13 protein-coding genes are annotated in these 16,529 nt (G+C 56.6%); 2 read left to right on the forward strand and 11 right to left on the reverse strand.

The window, feature by feature from the left end; all coding sequences use genetic code 11:
* Nucleotides 1-61 precede the first annotated feature (61 nt).
* Genes xylH through xylF form a run of 3 tightly spaced genes read right to left on the reverse strand, consistent with a single transcriptional unit; the run spans nucleotide 62 to nucleotide 3,780 of the window.
* Nucleotides 62-1,246, reverse strand: coding sequence for a xylose ABC transporter permease XylH (gene xylH, locus N1689_RS18050; RefSeq protein WP_222924807.1), 1,185 nt, complete (start codon nucleotides 1,244-1,246; stop codon nucleotides 62-64).
* Complete coding sequence (locus N1689_RS18055) at nucleotides 1,239-2,759, reverse strand: xylose ABC transporter ATP-binding protein (protein ID WP_161733283.1); 1,521 nt, start codon at nucleotides 2,757-2,759, stop codon at nucleotides 1,239-1,241. The genes xylH and N1689_RS18055 overlap by 8 nt, the downstream gene beginning before the upstream one ends.
* A 28-nt stretch (nucleotides 2,760-2,787) precedes the next feature.
* Nucleotides 2,788-3,780 (reverse strand): D-xylose ABC transporter substrate-binding protein, encoded by a 993-nt coding sequence (gene xylF / locus N1689_RS18060; protein WP_161733285.1) that lies wholly within the window; start codon nucleotides 3,778-3,780, stop codon nucleotides 2,788-2,790.
* A gap of 344 nt (nucleotides 3,781-4,124) precedes the next feature.
* Between xylF and xylA the strand changes: the two genes are divergently transcribed.
* Both xylA and xylB read left to right on the forward strand, forming a co-directional pair.
* The gene (gene xylA, locus N1689_RS18065; protein WP_161733287.1) at nucleotides 4,125-5,447 is read left to right on the forward strand and encodes a xylose isomerase; all 1,323 of its coding nucleotides are present in this window, start codon (nucleotides 4,125-4,127) and stop codon (nucleotides 5,445-5,447) included.
* Nucleotides 5,448-5,464: 17 nt separating this feature from the next.
* The gene (gene xylB, locus N1689_RS18070) at nucleotides 5,465-6,907 is read left to right on the forward strand and encodes a xylulokinase (RefSeq protein WP_260059649.1); all 1,443 of its coding nucleotides are present in this window, start codon (nucleotides 5,465-5,467) and stop codon (nucleotides 6,905-6,907) included.
* Between the two features lie 147 nt (nucleotides 6,908-7,054).
* Here the strand turns inward: xylB and N1689_RS18075 are convergent, their stop codons facing one another.
* From N1689_RS18075 to glmU, 8 genes are all read right to left on the reverse strand, one after another.
* Nucleotides 7,055-8,293 carry an MFS transporter gene (locus N1689_RS18075; RefSeq protein WP_161733291.1) on the reverse strand — a complete coding sequence of 413 codons (1,239 nt, stop codon included), beginning with the start codon at nucleotides 8,291-8,293 and terminating at the stop codon, nucleotides 7,055-7,057.
* A 107-nt stretch (nucleotides 8,294-8,400) separates the two neighbouring features.
* Nucleotides 8,401-9,135, reverse strand: coding sequence for a phosphate signaling complex protein PhoU (gene phoU, locus N1689_RS18080; protein ID WP_009088225.1), 735 nt, complete (start codon nucleotides 9,133-9,135; stop codon nucleotides 8,401-8,403).
* Nucleotides 9,136-9,152: 17 nt separating this feature from the next.
* A complete protein-coding gene (gene pstB, locus N1689_RS18085) occupies nucleotides 9,153-9,926 on the reverse strand; it encodes a phosphate ABC transporter ATP-binding protein PstB (protein WP_013359568.1) in 774 nt (257 codons plus the stop codon).
* A gap of 44 nt (nucleotides 9,927-9,970) precedes the next feature.
* On the reverse strand, nucleotides 9,971-10,861 hold the full coding sequence (pstA, locus tag N1689_RS18090; RefSeq protein ID WP_161733293.1) for a phosphate ABC transporter permease PstA: 891 nt from the start codon (nucleotides 10,859-10,861) through the stop codon (nucleotides 9,971-9,973).
* Nucleotides 10,858-11,820 carry a phosphate ABC transporter permease PstC gene (gene pstC, locus N1689_RS18095; RefSeq protein WP_222924810.1) on the reverse strand — a complete coding sequence of 321 codons (963 nt, stop codon included), beginning with the start codon at nucleotides 11,818-11,820 and terminating at the stop codon, nucleotides 10,858-10,860. The genes pstA and pstC overlap by 4 nt, the downstream gene beginning before the upstream one ends.
* Before the next feature lie 86 nt (nucleotides 11,821-11,906).
* Entirely contained in the window at nucleotides 11,907-12,950 is a 1,044-nt protein-coding gene (gene pstS, locus N1689_RS18100; RefSeq protein ID WP_260059656.1) for a phosphate ABC transporter substrate-binding protein PstS, read from the reverse strand.
* Between the two features lie 165 nt (nucleotides 12,951-13,115).
* Complete coding sequence (gene glmS, locus N1689_RS18105) at nucleotides 13,116-14,945, reverse strand: glutamine--fructose-6-phosphate transaminase (isomerizing) (protein ID WP_260059658.1); 1,830 nt, start codon at nucleotides 14,943-14,945, stop codon at nucleotides 13,116-13,118.
* A gap of 153 nt (nucleotides 14,946-15,098) precedes the next feature.
* Complete coding sequence (gene glmU / locus N1689_RS18110; protein ID WP_161733299.1) at nucleotides 15,099-16,469, reverse strand: bifunctional UDP-N-acetylglucosamine diphosphorylase/glucosamine-1-phosphate N-acetyltransferase GlmU; 1,371 nt, start codon at nucleotides 16,467-16,469, stop codon at nucleotides 15,099-15,101.
* Between the last annotated feature and the right edge of the window lie 60 nt (nucleotides 16,470-16,529).

Here is a 16,529-nt window from a genome sequence, read left to right on the forward strand (position 1 = left end):
GCATAACACGGCTGAAAGGGGCAAAAAAATTGTTTGCGCCACAATGTGATCGCCCGCGCGATTACACCCGACGCCGCGTTGCGGTATCCATCCACACCGCCAGCAGCAGAATCGCGCCTTTAACGATGTACTGCCAGAAAGTCGGCACATCCATCATGCTCATGCCGTTATCCAGCGAGGCCATGATAAAGGCACCCATTACCGCGCCCGCCACCGACCCCACACCACCCGCCAGGCTGGTGCCGCCGATCACGCAGGCGGCAATCGCGTCGAGTTCTGCGATGTTACCCGCCGATGGCGAACCGGCGCCCAGCCTTGAACTCAGGATCAGCCCGGCAATCGCCACCATCACACCGTTGATGGCAAACACCGCCAGTTTGGTGCGCGCCACGTTAATGCCTGACAGCCGCGCAGCATCAATGTTGCCCCCGATGGCGTAGATACGACGGCCAAATGCGGTGCGGGTGGCCATGAACATGCCCGCCAGCAACAGTACGGCCAGCAGTAACACCGGCGTCGGTACGCCGCGATAGTCGTTGAGCAACCAGATAGCACCGAGCACTAAGATGGCGGTGATCGCCTGACGCCCTACGGTGCTGCTGGCTGGGCCCTGCGGCAGTCCGAGCTGCTGACGACGCAGACGCAGACGCCACTGCCACAGCATAAACAGCGCCAGACCGGCAACGCCAAAGCCGAAACCGACGCCGCCCGGCAGATAACTCTGTCCAATCTGCGACATGCCCGGCGTGATGGGCGCAACCGTAGTGCCGTCGGTAATTCCGACCAGAATGCCGCGGAACGCCAGCATTCCCGCCAGCGTGACGATAAACGACGGCACTTTACGGTAGGCCACCCACCAGCCATTCCAGGTACCGAGCAATAGCCCCATCACCAGCGTCACCACGATGGTCAGGGGCAACGGCCAGCCGAGCCAGACGTCGAATATCGCCGCCGCGCCGCCCAGTAGCCCCATCATGGAGCCGACTGACAGGTCGATCTCCGCCGAGATAATCACAAACACCATGCCCACCGCCAGGATGCCGGTAATGGCGGTCTGACGCAGCAGGTTAGAAACGTTACGCGCGCTGAGCCACGCGCCGTCGGTGGTCCAGGTAAAGAACAGCGCAATCAGCACAATCGCGCCCAGCATCACCAGAACCTGCAGATTAGGCAGTGTGAACCTGCCCGGTGACGGTTTGCCCGGCGTGCCGGAGAGGCGGCTTTGGGTACGTTCACTTTTAAGCATAATGTTCACTCCGCAGGGCAGCTTCCATCACCTGCTCCTGAGTCAGGTTATCGTTAATCAAGTCGGCTTTGATCTGCCCTTCATGCATCACCAGCACCCGATCGCTCAGGCCCAGCACTTCCGGCAGCTCAGAGGAAATCACAATCACCGCGATACCCTGCTGAACCAGCGCATTGATCAGCAGGTAGATCTCCTGACGTGCGCCCACATCAATGCCGCGCGTCGGTTCATCGAGGATCAGGATTTTTGGATTGAGCAGCAGACATTTCGCCAGAATTGCTTTCTGCTGGTTGCCGCCGCTTAAACGGCCAATCGGCAGTTCTGATGAGGAGGTTTTCACCCGCAGGCGGGTGATCGCGTCGTTGATCGCCTGCTGCTCCTGCGCTTCATCCAGCGTTGAGAGTCGGTGGCTGAACTGGTCCAGCGCCGCCAGGGTGATATTTTTGCCCACCGCCATCAGCGGCACGATGCCATCCTTTTTGCGATCTTCGGGCACCATCGCGATACCGTGCGCAATGGCAGCGCGGCAATCGGTGATGCTGACCTGCTGGCCATTGATCCAGATATCACCCTGCCAGCGTCCTGGCCAGACGCCAAACAGACACTGCACCGTTTCGGTCCTGCCTGCGCCCACCAGCCCGGCGATACCCAGAATCTCACCGCGTCTGAGCGTGAACGAGACATTGTTAACGCGGCGGATGTGGCGGTTAACCGGATGCCAGGCGGTGAGGTTATCGACTTTCAGTATCACATCGCCAACCTGATGCGGCGCGTGAGGATAGAGCGCGGTCAGCTCGCGTCCGACCATCATGGTGATGATGTCATCTTCGCTCAGACCCGCCGCCGGACGGGTCGCGATATGCTGGCCGTCACGGATCACGCAGATGGTGTCAGAGATCGCCTTTACCTCATTCAGCTTGTGGGAGATGTAGATGCAGGCGATGCCGTGTTCACGCAGATTACGGATGATACCCAGCAGCACATCCGTCTCCTGCTCCGTCAGCGATGAGGTCGGCTCATCCAGAATCAATAGCCGGACCTGTTTGTTGAGGGCGCGGGCGATCTCTACCAGCTGCTGCTGGCCCAGGCCTAACTCACCGACCCGGGTCGCGGGAGAGACGTTCAGCCCGACCCGCGCCAGCAGCTGCTGGCAGCGCAGGGTCATGGTTTCATCATCCACCATGCCGAAACGGCTCAGTTCAGCACCAAGGAAGATGTTCTCCATCACGGTGAGTTGCCGCACCAGCGCCAGCTCCTGATGAATAATCACAATGCCTTTACGTTCGGTGTCGCGAATGGTCTGCGCCTGAATCTCGTCGCCAGAGAAGTGAATCTTCCCTTCAAAATCACCGTGCGGATAGAGTCCGCACAGGATTTTCATCAGCGTCGATTTGCCCGATCCATTCTCACCGCACAGCGACATCACTTCACCTGCCTCAAGTTGCAGGCTGACATCATTCAGCGCTTTCACAGCACCGAAACGCTTGGTGATGTTTTTCATTTCCAGCAGCATCGACTGTTCTCCCTCACGCTATGCGCGGTCAGAGTTCGCTCTGTTTGTGGAAACCGTCTTTCACCACGGTGCTTTCGATATTGTCTTTGTTGACCGGAATCGGCTTCAGCAGTCGCGACGGTACATCTTTCAGGCCATTATTCAGCTTGCTGTTGCTGGCGGGCATTTTGCCCTCGCCCAGCTCGACCGCAATTTTCGCCGCTTCAGTGGCCAGCTCGGTGATCGGTTTGTACACCGTCATGGTCTGGGTGCCCGCTTTGATACGCTTAATCGCGGCCAGATCGGCATCCTGTCCGGAGATGGCCACTTTTCCGGCCAGCCCCTGCGCACTCAGGGCCTGAATCGCACCGCCTGCAGTGGCATCGTTAGAGGCCACCACCGCATCAATATGGTTGCCGTTGGCAGTCAGGGCATTTTCCATAATTTTCAGGGCGTTTTCCGGCAGCCAGGCATCGACCCATTGATCGCCGACAATTTTAATGCTGCCGTTATCGATATAAGGTTTTAACACTTTCATCTGTCCGGCGCGGAACAGGCGGGCGTTATTATCCACCGGCGATCCGCCCATTAGAAAATAGTTGCCCTTAGGCACCTGTTTCACAATGCTTTCGGCCTGCAACTCGCCCACTTTTTCATTATCGAACGAAATATAAAAATCGATATCGGCGTTATTTATCATTCGGTCATAGGCCAGCACTTTAATGCCTTCACGTTTCGCTTCAGCGACAACATTACTCAACACCTGACCGTTGTAGGGAATAATCACCAGCACATCGACACCGCGATTGATCATATTTTCAATCTGCGACATCTGTGTTTCCTCGTTGCCGTTCGCCGACTGAACAAACACCTTAGCGCCCAGCGTCTCCGCCTGTTTAACGAAAATATCGCGGTCTTTCTGCCAGCGCTCGAGGCGCAAATCGTCAATTGCCATGCCGATCTTCACTTCTTTTGCCACGCTGGTCTGGCTGAAGAGCGCCAGCGCCGCGCAGGCGGCAAACAGTGCATATTTCATCTTCATTGTGATCATCCTGTAGGTGGAGGCTATTGTTATCTCAGGCCGATAAACCAGGCGGATGAATTGTTGCCCTTATTTTCCGGTCACAGCAATTACTGATTTTTATCCGGCTATTACGTTTTTTGGTTTATTTCATTTTTTATGAGCGCGATCGAGGTTTCATCTTTTTCGGACAAAAGAGTGACAATGATAAAAAGGCAGGTGAATAACAATATTTTGCGAGCCAGCGCACAAATAACAATTATCTGACACCCGTAATGAAATATCGTAATTGAGCTGAGATTACAGCCCATATTGAATATTGCTTCAACGCAGACCATCCGGGTACTGATGCTAAGGAGCAAACCATGCACGCTTATTTCGATCAGATCGATCGGGTTCGTTATGAAGGCACCCAGTCGACGCATCCTCTCGCTTTCCGCCACTACAATCCCGATGAGGTCATCCTCGGCAAGACCATGGCCGGGCATCTGCGCTTTGCTGCCTGTTACTGGCACACCTTCTGCTGGAATGGCGCGGATATGTTTGGTGTCGGTGCCTTTGATCGTCCGTGGCAGAAAAACGGGGATGCGCTGCAGCAGGCAAAAATGAAAGCGGATGTCGCCTTTGAGTTTTTCCACAAGCTGAATGTGCCGTGGTACTGCTTCCATGACGTTGATGTCTCACCGGAAGGCGATTCGCTGCGCAGCTATAAAGAAAACTTAGCCGCCATGACCGATAAACTGCTGGAGAAACAGCAGGAAACCGGCGTGAAACTGCTTTGGGGCACAGCCAACTGCTTCACCCATCCACGCTACGGTGCGGGTGCAGCCACCAATCCCGATCCTGAAGTTTTTGCCTGGGCAGCGACGCAGGTCTGTAGCGCAATGCAGGCGACCAAAACCCTGGGCGGCGAAAACTATGTGTTGTGGGGCGGACGCGAAGGCTATGAAACACTGTTGAATACCGATCTGCGCCAGGAGCGCGAGCAGATTGGCCGCTTTATGCAGATGGTGGTTGAGCACAAACACAAAACTGGCTTCCAGGGAACACTGCTGATCGAACCCAAACCGCAGGAGCCGACCAAACATCAGTATGACTATGATGTCGCCACGGTTTATGGCTTCCTGAAACAGTTCGGGCTGGAGAAAGAGATTAAGGTTAACGTCGAGGCGAACCATGCCACGCTGGCTGGCCACTCGTTCCATCATGAAATCGCGACCGCCATTGCGCTGGGCATTTTTGGTTCCGTGGACGCCAACCGCGGCGATCCGCAGTGCGGCTGGGATACCGATCAGTTCCCGGTCAGCGTGGAAGAAAACGCGCTGGTGATGTACGAAATTCTTAAGGCGGGCGGCTTTACCACTGGCGGCTTAAACTTTGATGCCAAAGTGCGTCGTCAGAGCACCGATAAATATGATCTCTTCTACGGTCATATTGGCGCGATGGACACCATGGCGCTGGCGCTGAAGGTGGCGGCTCGCATGATCAGTGACGGTGAACTCGATAAGCGTGTGGCGCAGCGCTACAGCGGCTGGAATGGTGAGTTCGGCCAGCAAATTTTGAAAGGTGAGTTTTCACTCGAGGCACTGGCGGCGCATGCTCAGCAGCAGCAGCTTAATCCGAAGCATCAGAGCGGACGTCAGGAGCAGCTGGAAAATCTGGTGAATCACTACCTGTTTGATTTCTAACCCTTCAGGAGCAGCGCATGTTTATCGGGATCGATTTAGGCACCTCTGGCGTCAAAGTGGTGCTGATGGATGCACAGGGCAACGTGGTGGCGACAGAAACATCGCCGCTGCAGGTTTCGCGTCCGCAGCCCTTATGGAGCGAGCAGGATCCTGAAAGCTGGTGGCAGGCGCTGGATTCAGCCATGCAGGCCCTGAGCGCGCAGCAGGACCTGCATAGGGTTCAGGCTATCGGGCTGAGTGGACAGATGCATGGTGCAACGCTGCTCGACAGCGCTGACCAGATTTTACGTCCGGCCATGCTCTGGAATGACGGGCGCAGCGAGGCGCAGTGCCGCGAGCTGGAGCAGACGGTGCCGGATTCGCGTTTGATTACCGGCAACCTGATGATGCCCGGCTTCACGGCTCCCAAGCTGCTGTGGGTGCAGCAGCATGAACCGGCCATCTTCAGTCGGGTTGCTCATGTGCTGCTGCCCAAGGATTATCTGCGCTGGCGATTGAGTGGCGACTTCGCCACCGATATGTCCGATGCCGCAGGGACGATGTGGCTGGATGTAGCGCAGCGTGACTGGAGCGATGTGATGCTGCAAGCCTGCGATCTCAGCCGCGATCAGATGCCGCAACTCTATGAAGGCAATGCCCTGACCGGCACATTACATGCCGATCTGGCGACGCGCTGGAAGATGAACGCGGTGCCGCTGGCCGCTGGCGGAGGTGACAATGCCGCGGGCGCTATTGGGGTCGGCATGACCGAACCGGGCCAGGGTATGCTGTCGCTGGGCACCTCGGGCGTCTATTTCGTGGTGAGCGATGGCTATCTCAGCAATCCGGAACGTGCGGTTCACAGCTTCTGTCATGCGTTACCGCAGCGCTGGCATCTGATGTCGGTGATGCTCAGTGCGGCTTCATGTCTCGACTGGGCAGCCACGCTGACCGGATGTAAAGATGTTCCTGAGCTGCTGGCTGAAGCGGAGCGCGCGCGCGATGACGTGCCCGCGCTGTGGTTTCTGCCCTATCTTTCCGGAGAACGCACGCCGCATAACAATCCCAGTGCCCGGGGCGCTTTCTTTGGCTTTACCCACCAGCATGGTCGTCCCGAGCTGGCACGAGCGGTGCTGGAAGGCGTAGGGTTTGCGCTGGCGGAGGGCATGGACGCGCTGCACGACTGTGGCGTGCAGCCAGAGAGCATTATGCTGATCGGCGGTGGCGCACGCAGTGCACTGTGGCGTCAGATGCTGGCAGACATCAGTGGCCAGACGCTGGATTACTGCCACGGCGGTGAAGTGGGTCCGGCGCTGGGGGCCGCCAGGCTGGCACAGCAGGCGCTGGATGCAGAGGTCACCGTGCCGACCCCGGTTCTGGTGCAGCGACACCAGCCGGATCCGGTCAGGCTGGCGCATTACCAGTCGCGTCGGGCGACCTTTGCGACTCTGTATCAGCAGCTTCAGCCATTGATGAAGTAACAACGAGGGCGTTCTGAATTTAAAGCGCCTGTTAATCAATCCCTGGTGTTAAAAGCCAGGGGGTTGATTAATGCAGAAAAGATGATCGGTATTACTGACCCGGCGTGGCCGGGATGACACTAACTCAGCCATACCTTCCAGGCAGCATCAGCCAATCGCGCCCAGCGTATCTTCCTGACCCTGTTTCTTCGGCAGCAGGAACAGCGTCGCCGCAATATCCAGCAGATAAATCAGCGCCAGCAGGGTAATCGCCGCCGTAAACGAGAACTGGCTCGCCAGCAGACCAATCACCACCGGGCCGAAGCCGCCCACACCGCGGCCAAGGTTGAACAGGACGTTTTGCGCGGTGGCACGCACCTGCGGCGGAAAGGTATCGGAAATCAGCGCACCATAGCCGCCAATCATACCGTTAACAAACATCCCCATGATCGCGCCGGTAAATAACATGATGTTCGGGTCGCGCAGCTGCGCATACACCACCACCATCACTACTGCGCCAAACTGATAGAGCAGGAAGATTTTCCAGCGCGCAAAGCGGTCGGCCAGCACGCCAAACAGCCAGATGCCAAAGGTCATCCCGACCACCGTTACCGCAGTCCAGAGGCCGGATTTCGTCAGACTGAAGCCAAAGCTGGAGGAGAGGTAGCTCGGCATCCAGATCATCAGCCCGTAGTAACCAAAGTTCTGCACGGAACAAAGGATAAAAATACCGAGACTGGCTTTGGCGGTCGCGCGGTCGCGCACCAGCAGCTTCAGGCGCGCCGGAAACGAGAGCGACGGCACATGTTTAACCTGCCGTTGAAACGCCTCTGGTTCGCCCATTCCGCGACGAATAGCAAACGAGACCAGCGCCGGTAATAATCCGACCAGGAACATGCCGCGCCAGCCGATGATATTCAGCAGCGGCGGCGTGATAAAGGCTGCCATCAGCACGCCGAGCTGCCAGCCGATACCGACCCACGCTGATGCGCGGTTACGCTTCTCAGCAGGCCAGGCTTCGGCAATCAGCGCCATGCCAATACCGAATTCGCCACCCAGGCCCACACCCGCCAGCGTTCGCCAGGCGAGCAGGTCCCAGTAGCCCTGCGCCACCGCGCACAGCCCGGTAAAGACCGAGAAGACCAGAATCGTGACGGTGAGCATGCGGATGCGACCATAGCGGTCGCTGAGATGACCAAATACGATGCCACCGATAACCGCGCCAATCAGCGTCCAGGTCACCAGCGATCCCGCCTGTGAGGGATTGAGCGCCAGCGAAACACTGATCGCCGGCAGCATAAAGCCGAGTATCAGCAGGTCAAATCCATCCATGGCATAACCGCTGACCGCAGCCAGCATCGCTTTGCCCGGCGTGACGCCCGGCTTAGATTGGGGAGAAGGGGACATCGTTGCGCACCTCATAAAGAAAAGTGCCGCAATTATAAGGAGAGTTCAGGATGTGACCAATTGAAAAGGCGTATCCCTGCGCCACTCAGGCACAGGGATAAGATTACTCAGGAAGGGCGGTTGCTGCCATCGTCACCTGACAATAATTCATCGAGCCGGTCTCCACCAACGTGACGGAAATCCTGACCTTTGACGAAATAGAAGATAATTTCGCAGATGTTCTGGCAGCGATCGCCAATACGCTCAATCGCGCGGGCGCAGAACAATGCTGTCAGCACGCTGGGAATGGTGCGCGGATCTTCCATCATGTAGGTCATCAACTGGCGCACAATACCTTCGTACTCTTTATCCACCTTTTTGTCTTCGCGGTAGATGGTGATCGCCTCATTGAGATCCATCCGCGCGAAAGCGTCCAGCACATCATGCAGCATCTGCACGGTGTGACGACCCAGCGACTCAAGGCTCACCAGCAGCGGAAGATGCTGCTGACCAAATTTCTCCAGCGCCGTGCGGCTGATCTTCTCTGCCACGTCGCCAATGCGCTCCAGCTCGGAAATGGTTTTGATAATCGCCATCACCAGCCGCAAATCGATCGCGGTTGGCTGACGTTTGGCGATGATGCGCACGCAGGCTTCATCAATCTCCACTTCCATCATATTGACCTTCTGGTCGCCGTCGATCACCCGCTGCGCCAGTTCACCATCCAGATTATGCATGGCGGTAATCGCATCGGTCAGCTGCTGCTCGACCATGCCGCCCATGATCATTACCTGGGTTCGGATATGCTCCAGTTCGGCATTGAACTGACCAGAGATGTGCTTATTCAGATTCAGATTATCCATGTCGATCTCCTGTCAGATCAGCCGTAGCGGCCAGTAATGTAGTCTTCGGTTTGCTTCTGCGCGGGCTTGGTGAACAGCGTGTCGGTGTCGCTGAACTCAATCAGTTCGCCCAGATACATGAAAGCAGTATGGTCAGAGCAGCGTGCCGCCTGCTGCATATTGTGCGTCACGATCACCACGGTATAGTCCTGCTTCAGCTCGGTGATCAGCTCTTCAATGCGGCCGGTGGAAATGGGATCCAGTGCGGAGCAGGGCTCATCAAGCAGTAAGACTTCCGGCCGAATCGCGATGCCACGCGCAATGCACAGACGCTGCTGCTGGCCGCCGGAGAGACTGTAACCGCTCTGATGCAGCTTGTCTTTGGTTTCATTCCACAGCGCTGCTTTGGTCAGCGCCCACTGTACGCGCTCATCCATATCGGCACGCGATAGCTTTTCAAACAGGCGCACGCCAAAGGCGATATTGTCATAAATTGACATCGGGAACGGCGTAGGCTTCTGGAATACCATGCCGACGCGCGCGCGCAGCAGCGCGATATCCTGCTGTGTCGCCAGAATGTTTTCACCATCCAGCAGAATGTCCCCTTCGGCCCGCTGCTCTGGATAGAGCGAGTACATCTTATTGAAGGTACGCAGCAGGGTCGACTTACCACAGCCCGACGGGCCGATAAACGCGGTGACCTGATTCTTAGCGATATCCAGGTTAATGTTCTTTAGCGCATGAAACTTACCGTAATAGAAGTTCAGATTACGAACCTGAATTTTATCGGCTGTTGCTGTCGCGATACTCATCATTCATCTCTCTTATACGGCGCCGCTCAGGGCCGCGCCGGAAGTTAACCGTGTTTACCTTTGGCGAAAATCACCCGCGCCACAATGTTCAGCAGCAGCACGCAGAGGGTAATGATCAGCACACCTGCCCAGGCCAGGCTCTGCCATTCGGCGAACGGGCTCATGGCAAACTTAAAGATGGTGACCGGCAGATTTGCCAGCGGCTGCATCATGTCGGTGCTCCAGAACTGGTTCGACAGCGCCGTAAACAGCAACGGCGCCGTTTCCCCTGCGATGCGGGCAATCGCCAGCAGCACGCCGGTGATGATGCCGGAGACCGAGGCTTTCAGGGTGATGGCCGAGATCATCTTCCACTTCGGTGTGCCAAGCGCATAAGCCGCTTCACGCATGCTATCTGGCACCAGCCGCAGCATATTTTCGGTGGTACGAATCACAATCGGCACCTGCAGCAGTGCCAGCGCAATCACCCCGGCCCAGCCGGAGAAGTGCTGCATCTGCGACACCACCAGGGTGTAGACGAACAGGCCGACCACAATAGAGGGGGCTGAAAGCAGAATGTCGTTAATAAAGCGGATCACTTCTGACAGGGCAGACTTGCGCCCATATTCCGCCAGATAGATCCCAGCCATGATGCCCAGCGGTGTGCCGAAAAAGGTCGACCAGAAAATCAGCAATCCACTGCCGGCCAGGGCGTTCGCCAGACCGCCGCCTGCGGTATTTGGCGGTGGCGTTGATTCGGTGAACAGGGACCAGGAGAGTCCATCCACACCGCGCGTGACGGTGGTGAACAGTATCCACACCAGCCAGAACAGACCAAACGCCATGGTCAGCAGCGACAGCGTCAGCGCAATTTTATTTTTCGTGCTGCGCCAGGACTGCATTTTACGACGTGATGCGTCCAGTTCGGCGCGCGCCTGAATTTCAATCGTGGTCATGAGCGCGTTCCTTCACTTTTCTGCAGTCGCATAATCATCAGCTTTGAAATCGCCAGCACGATAAAGGTAATCACAAACAGGATCAGGCCCAGCTCCATCAGCGCGGCGACATGCACGCCCGACTCCGCTTCCGCAAACTCGTTGGCCAGCGCCGAGGTGATGCTGTTACCCGGCATAAACAGCGATGGGCTGTCGAGCTGGTAGGTGTTGCCGATAATAAAGGTCACTGCCATGGTCTCACCCAGCGCACGACCCAGCCCCAGCATCACGCCACCAATCACACCATTTTTGGTAAATGGCAGGACGATGCGCCAGATCACTTCCCAGGTGGTGCAGCCGATGCCGTAGGCTGACTCTTTCATCATCACCGGGGTCTGCTCAAAGACGTCGCGCATCACCGAGGCAATGTACGGGATGATCATGATCGCCAGAATCACTCCCGCCGCGAGGATACCGATACCGAAAGCGGGGCCGGAGAAGAGCTCGCCGACAATCGGAATACCCGACATCACGTCGTTAACCGGCGTCTGGAAATATTCGGCAAACAGTGGCGCGAAGACAAACAGGCCCCACATGCCGTAAACGATACTCGGGATAGCTGCCAGTAGCTCAATGGCGGTGCCCAGCGGGCGACGCAGCCAGCCTGGCGCGAGTTCAGTCAGGAACAGCGCAATACCAAAACTCACTGGCACGGCGATAATCAGGGCGATGATGGAGGTCACAAGGGTGCCGTAAATCGGAACCAGTGCGCCAAATTGTTCGTTGGGCGCATCCCAGGTTTTGGTCCACAAAAAGGCGAAACCAAACTTCTGGATGCTGGGCCACGAGGAGATGATCAGGGAGACAATAATGCCGCCCATCAGTAACAGCACAATCAGCGCAGCCAGCCTGACCAGCGCGCCAAAAATTCTGTCACCTTGTTTGCCTGGGGCTTTGAATGCCGGCTTCGTTGCAGCCATAGAAGTCTCAGTCTTCAGAAGTTATCAGGGCGGCATGAGCCGCCCGCTGGGTCTGACCGGACCGCTGTCCGGCCAGGGTCGGTCAATTACTGATAAAGCGCTTTACCAGAACTGTCTTTGATATTGGCTTTCCAGGCGGCGCGAATCTGCTCGGTCACGCTCTCTGGCAGCGCAGCATAATCCAGCGCTGTGGCGGTTTTGCTGCCGCTTTTGTAAGCCCAGTCGAAGAACTTCAGCACTTCAGCGCCCTTAGCCGCATTCGCCTGATCTTTATAGATCAGAATGAAGGTGGTTGAGGAGATTGGCCAGGCATCCGCGCCCTTCTGGAAGGTCAGATCCTGCGCAAAAGACTTGCTCCAGTCAGCGCCTTTCGCGGCATTACTGAAGCTGGTCTCGCTTGGTGCAACCGCTTTACCATCGGCATCGACCAGTTTGGTGTAGGTCAGGTTGTTCTGTTTGGCGTAGGCATATTCCACGTAGCCGATAGAACCCGGCAGACGCTGAACAAACGCGGCGACGCCGTCGTTGCCTTTACCGCCCAGACCCACCGGCCAGTTAACGGTATTACCTTTACCAATTTTGCTGTTCCAGTCCGGGTTCACTTTCGCCAGGTAACTGGTGAAGACGAATGAGGTGCCTGAACCATCAGCACGACGCACCACGTTGATGTTGGTCTCTGGCAGTTTTACGCCCGGGTTGAGTCTGGCGATCGCCGGGTCGTTCCACTTTTTGATGGTGCCGAGGTAGATATCACCGACGGTTTTACCATCCAGCGTCAGCTGGCCTGACTTGATGCCTGGCAGGTTAACCGCCAGTACCACACCACCGATCACGGTAGGGAACTGGAAAAGGCCATTTTTCTGCAGATCTTCATCTTTCATTGGCGCATCGGACGCACCGAAATCAACGGTTTTGGCGATGATCTGTTTTACGCCGCCAGATGAACCGATGCCCTGGTAGTTAATTTTGCTACCGGTGGCTTGCTGATATTCTGCTGCCCACTTGGCATAAACCGGCGCCGGGAACGTCCCGCCTGCACCAGTGAGATCGGTGGCCGCAAAAGCAGATACCGCGCTTACAGCGAAGGTGGTGGCGAGGATTCGGGCTACGGTGCTACGCATCAGTGTCATATTCCCTCCAGGGGAGAAAAGTCAGGCTAGGGGCCGTTTTAGTAAGAGTCTGTGATTGCTGCAGGAGGGAAAATAGGACAGTTTGATGACAGTGAAATGTACGAAATGTGACAGTTATATGACAGATGGCCAGAATGAAGTGGGCCCGCGACGGGGCCCACCAGGTTATTCCACGGTAACCGATTTTGCCAGGTTGCGTGGCTGATCGACGTCGGTGCCTTTGATCAGGGCGACATGATAGGAGAGTAACTGCAACGGCACGGTGTAGAAGATCGGCGCAATCACCTCTTCGACATGCGGCAACGGGATAATCTTCATCCCGTCACTGTCGCTAAAGCCTGCATCCTGATCGGCGAACACATAGAGCAGACCGCCGCGTGCACGCACCTCTTCGATGTTGGATTTGAGCTTCTCCAGCAGTTCGTTGTTAGGTGCCACTACGATCACCGGCATGTCCGCATCAATCAGCGCCAGCGGGCCATGTTTCAGCTCGCCTGCGGCGTAAGCCTCCGCATGAATGTAGGAGATCTCCTTGAGCTTCAGCGCCCCTTCCATGGCAATCGGGTATTGATCGCCACGACCCAGGAACAGCGCGTGATGCTTGTCAGAGAAGCCTTCTGCCAGATTCTCAATCAGCTTATCCTGCGCCAGCATCTGCTCAATCCGGTTCGGCAACGCCTGCAGGGCATGAACGATCTCATGCTCAGTCTCAACAGACATGCCTTTCAGACGTCCCAGTTTCGCCACCAGCATCAGCAGCACCGCTAACTGGGTGGTAAACGCTTTGGTAGAGGCGACGCCGATTTCGGTGCCCGCTTTGGTCATCAGTGCCAGGTCAGATTCCCGCACCAGTGACGAACCCGCCACGTTACAGACGGCCAGCGACCCCAGGTAGCCCAGCTCTTTCGAGAGACGCAGTGCTGCCAGGGTATCCGCCGTTTCACCCGACTGCGACAGGGTGATCAGCAGGCTGTTTTTGCGCACCGCTGACTTGCGATAGCGGAACTCAGAGGCGATCTCCACGTCACAGGGGATATTTGCCAGCGACTCAAACCAGTAGCGTGACACCATGCCGGAATTATAAGAGGTGCCGCAGGCGATAATCTGGATATGCTCCACCTGACTCAGCATCGCTTCAGCGCCCGCGCCCAGCTCGCTGAGGTCAACCTGTCCCTGGCTGAACCGACCGCTCAGAGTGCTTTTCAGCGCCATCGGCTGTTCGTAGATCTCTTTCTGCATGTAATGACGGTAAATGCCTTTGTCACCGGCATCATATTGCAGGTTCGACTCGATTTCAGCACGCGTCACGGTGTTGCCTTCACGGTCGATTACCGTGACATCACGACGGCTGATCTCGGCGATATCACCCTCTTCCAGATAGATGAACCGGCGGGTCACCGGCAGCAGAGCCAGCTGATCTGAGGCGATAAAGTTTTCACCCATGCCACGGCCAATCACCAGCGGGCTGCCGGAACGGGCGGCCACCAGCAGTGACGGATCGCGGCTGTCCATGATGACCATGCCATAGGCACCGCGCAGCTGTGGGATTACGCGCAATACGACTTCGCGCAGCGAACCGCCCTGCTTCTGCTCCCAGTGAACCAGATGCGCCACCACTTCGGTGTCGGTTTCAGAGACAAAGACGTAGCCGCGTTCAATCAGCTCAGCGCGCAGCGGCTCATGGTTTTCAATGATGCCGTTGTGCACGATGATGATGTGCTCTGAGACGTGCGGATGCGCATTCGCTTCCGACGGCTCGCCATGGGTTGCCCAGCGCGTGTGCGCGATACCGGTGCCACCAATCAGCGGCTGCTGTTCAGCAGCTTCCGCCAGTTTCTGCACTTTCCCTAACCGCCGCAGGCGCGTGACGTGCCCCTGACGATCGACCACGGCCAGACCGGCCGAATCATATCCGCGATATTCAAGACGACGCAGACCTTCCAGCAGAATCTCTGCGATATCGCGTTGTGCTACTGCACCAACAATTCCACACATAATGATGTTTTCCTGACTACATGGCTTTTCGCCACTTCTGTTGTCATGCGACCTGATATCCGGCTTTGCCGGTTCCCCGAGCCTTGTAGAGAGTGGGGATTATAGTTTTGGCACTGCACTGCATCGGCCCGCATAAAGCGGGCCGTTAAAAATTTATTTTTTCTTCACCGGACGCTGCCAGTCCGCTTTGTGATTCTGTTCTTTACGGTTATAGACCAGACCGGCTTCGGTCACATCTTTCATGAGGGTGGTGCCTGCCGCAATGGTAGCGCCTGCCGCGACGCTGACCGGGGCCACCAGCTGCGTATCTGAGCCGACAAATACGTCATCGCCAATCACGGTTTTGAATTTATTCGCGCCATCATAGTTGCAGGTAATCGTGCCTGCACCGATGTTCACGTTGTCGCCAATCTCCGCATCACCCAGATAAGAGAGGTGACCCGCTTTCGATCCCTTGCCGAGACGCGCTTTCTTCATTTCGACGAAGTTTCCCACGTGAGCGGCGTGCGCCAGCTCGCTGCCAGGACGCAGACGGGCAAAGGGTCCGACGGTGCAGGCGGTGGAAAGATGAGCATCCTCGATCACCGTATAGGGGCTGATTTCACAGTCATCGCCAATCACGCTGTTTCTGATAATGCAGCCCGCGCCGATTTTGACGCGCGAGCCTAGCGTGACCTGGCCTTCAATAATGACGTTGGTGTCGATTTCGACATCCCGTCCATGCGTCAGCGTCCCGCGTAAATCAAACCGTGCCGGATCGCGCAGCATCACGCCGGCCAGCAGCAGTTTTTCCGCCTGTTCAGCCTGGTAAGTGCGTTCTAATGTCGCCAGCTGCAGACGGTTATTTACGCCATCGGTTTCGCTGATGCGTGCCGGATGGACTGCGTTGATTACCCGACCTTCCTGATGCGCCAGCGCGATAATATCGGTGATGTAATACTCACCCTGTGCATTGTTGTTGGTGAGCTGTGACAGCCAGCGTTTTAAATCGCCGCCGTTGGCGATCAGAATACCAGTGTTGATCTCTTTAATGGTGAGCTGCGCCGGGGTGGCATCTTTCTGTTCGATAATGCCGGTGATGGTGTCGTTCTCGCGCACAATGCGGCCATAGCCGGTCGGGTCATCCAGTACCACGGTGAGTAAGCCAATGCCGCCCTGCGGTTTTGCTTCACGCAGACGCTGTAATGTCGCCTGAGTGATTAGCGGCACGTCGCCATAGAGCATCATGATATCTTCATCATCGGCGAAGGCAGGCGCGGCCTGCTGCATCGCATGGCCGGTGCCGAGCTGCTCAGCCTGCAGCACCCAGTTAAGCGTGCTGTCGGTAAGGGTCGCTTTCAGGCGGTCGCCACCGTGACCATAAACCAGATGTACCTGCTGTGCGCCCAGCCCTTTGGCGGCATCAATGACGTGCTGAACCATCGGTTTGCCTGCCAGCGTATGCAGAACTTTAGGCAGATCGGAATACATACGGGTGCCCTTGCCAGCAGCAAGAATCACCACACTCATCGCACTGTTAGACATAACTATCCTGAGTGAATTTTTACGGGTGAAAGTAAAACGGTTTGGGGTTGAGATTACTAC

This window comes from Pantoea sp. XY16, assembly GCF_025153065.1.
GTDB lineage: Bacteria > Pseudomonadota > Gammaproteobacteria > Enterobacterales > Enterobacteriaceae > Pantoea > Pantoea alfalfae.